Genomic DNA, 2,606 nt, shown 5'->3' on the forward strand with positions numbered 1-2,606 from the left:
GTTGCGCATGCGCAACAGCGCCTCAAGGAAGCCGAAAAGCTGGGTTTTGGAAGCGCGGTTCTGCCCTCGGGCAGCGGGGAACTGGCCGGGGGGATCGGGGCCGGTTCTTTCCAGCCGACCGAGCTTGCCGACCTCGTGGCACGCATAGCCGGCTCACGCCGAAGCCGCGTGGACGAAGAAGATTAGAGCATCGGACCCGAAAGCGGGAACCGGTTTTGGGGAAACCCGATGCTCCGCGCTATAATGCGGCTCATGGAGTGGGGCGAAAGACATGCCGATTACGCTGCTTGACGGAATTCTCGTCGGCTTCACTCTGGTCTCGGCGATGCTCGCCATGGTTCGCGGCTTCTCGCGCGAAATCCTGTCCGTCGTTTCCTGGGCAGCAGCGGCAGCGGCGGCGTTCTTCTTCTACAAGCCGGTTCTGCCTTACCTCAAGCCCTACATCGAGAATGAAAAGATCGCCATGGCGGCCTCCGCCGGCGTCGTCTTCATCATCGCGCTGATCGTCGTCTCGGTGATCACCATGAAGCTCGCCGACTGGATCATCGATTCCAGGATCGGCGCGCTCGATCGCACGCTGGGTTTCCTCTACGGCGCCGCGCGCGGTATACTCGTCGTCGCCGTCGCCCTGCTGTTCTTCAACTGGCTGGCTGGCGCCAAGGCTCCAGCCTGGGTCACGGATGCCAAGTCGCGGCCGCTGCTCGAGCAGATCGGCGCCAAGCTCGAAAGCCTGCTGCCCGAGGATCCGGAAAACGCCATCCTCAAGAAGCTCAACCCGAATCAGCCGGCCGCAGAGACGCCCGCAGCTCCGGACGCACCGGCGGCGGACGCTCCAGCAGGTGGCGACGATGCCAACACGCCGGCGCCTGACGATGATGCTGCAACACCGCCGGCGGACAACGCGCCGGCCAATCCGGCGCCGGCTGCACCGGCAAACTGACGCCGAAAACGGCGTCAGGACCTAACGATGGTGTGAGCGGCTGCACGGCGCGCGTTGCTTTCGACGCGAACCCGCACTATATGGCGATTTTAGCGGAGCTTAAGATGGCAGACGCAGACGACGTGCTTTCCGCCGAGGCCGACGACCATTTCCACGACGAATGCGGCGTGTTCGGCATTTTCGGCCGGCAGGATGCAGCGGCCATCGTCACACTGGGCCTGCATGCGCTGCAGCACCGCGGACAGGAAGCGGCCGGCATCGTTTCCTACGACGGCAGCCAGTTCCATGTTGAACGCCATGTCGGCCTGATCGGCGACACCTTCACCAAGCAGCGCGTCATCGACAGTCTGCAAGGCAACCGCGCCATCGGCCATACACGCTATGCCACCACTGGCGGCGCCGGCATGCGCAACATCCAGCCTTTCTTCGCCGAGTTGGCCGATGGCGGCTTCGCCGTCGCCCATAACGGCAATCTGACCAATGCCATGACCGTGCAGCGCGCTCTGCAGAAGCAGGGCGCGATCTTCTCCTCGACCTCCGATACCGAGACGCTTTTGCACCTTGTCGCCACCAGCAAGGAGCGCGATCTGAACTCGCGTTTCATCGATGCGGTGCGGCAGGTCGAGGGCGCGTTCTCGCTGGTGGCGATGACGGCCAAGAAGATGATCGGCTGCCGCGACCCGCTCGGCATCCGGCCGCTGGTGCTGGGCGATCTCGACGGCGCCTGGATCCTGGCCTCCGAAACCTGCGCGCTCGACATCATCGGCGCGCGTTTCGTGCGCGACCTGAAGCCCGGCGAGATGGTCGTCGTGACGTCCAAGGGCATTGAAAGCCTGTTCCCCTTCGAGCCGCAGAAGACCCGCTTCTGCATCTTCGAATATGTCTATTTCGCGCGGCCGGATTCCTCGGTCGAAGGCCGCAACGTCTATGAGGTGCGCAAGCGCATCGGCGCCGAGCTGGCGGTCGAAAGCCCGGTCGAGGCCGACATCGTCGTGCCGGTGCCGGATTCGGGCACGCCGGCGGCGATCGGCTTCAGCCAGGCGGCCGGCATTCCCTTCGAGCTCGGCATCATCCGCAACCACTATGTCGGCCGCACCTTCATCCAGCCCGGCGATTCGATCCGCCACATGGGCGTCAAGCTGAAGCACAATGCCAACCGCCGCATGATCGAGGGCAAGCGCGTGGTGCTGGTCGACGACAGTATCGTGCGCGGCACCACCAGCCAGAAGATCGTGCAGATGGTGCGCGACGCCGGTGCCAAGGAAGTGCATATGCGCATCGCCTCGCCGCCGACACGCGCCTCCTGCTTCTACGGCGTCGACACGCCGGAGAAATCGAAGCTTCTGGCATCGCGCATGTCGGTAGAGGAGATGGCCGAGTTCATCCGCGTCGATTCGCTTGGGTTCCTCTCCATCGACGGACTCTACCGCGCCGTCGGCGAGGCCAGCCGCGACAACGACCAGCCGCAATTCTGCGATGCCTGCTTCACCGGCCAGTACCCGACCCGCCTGCTCGACTTCGAAGGCCACGACAATGTGCGCACGCTGTCGCTGCTGGCGACGAGCGGGACGTAGGCTCTTGCGGCAACCGTGAATTTCGCCGGTTTGCAAATTTCGCCGCGATCGCTTTGTCGCGCCCTCCTCGAAACAGCCGATCTCCCCCCTTG

At 64.2% G+C, this 2,606-nt stretch carries 2 protein-coding genes and 1 pseudogene; all 3 read left to right on the forward strand.

What is annotated here, in order from left to right; all coding sequences use genetic code 11:
- Positions 1-186 (forward strand): annotated as a pseudogene (locus tag FCU66_RS41745) (DNA repair protein RadA); the annotation flags it as partial.
- A gap of 85 nt (positions 187-271) precedes the next feature.
- Complete coding sequence (locus FCU66_RS40215) at positions 272-940, forward strand: CvpA family protein (protein WP_109662805.1); 669 nt, start codon at positions 272-274, stop codon at positions 938-940.
- 104 nt (positions 941-1,044) lie between these two features.
- A complete protein-coding gene (gene purF, locus FCU66_RS40220) occupies positions 1,045-2,514 on the forward strand; it encodes an amidophosphoribosyltransferase (protein WP_109662803.1) in 1,470 nt (489 codons plus the stop codon).
- Positions 2,515-2,606 lie beyond the last annotated feature (92 nt).

This window comes from Mesorhizobium norvegicum, assembly GCF_004919685.1.
Classification (GTDB): Bacteria; Pseudomonadota; Alphaproteobacteria; order Rhizobiales; family Rhizobiaceae; genus Mesorhizobium; species Mesorhizobium norvegicum.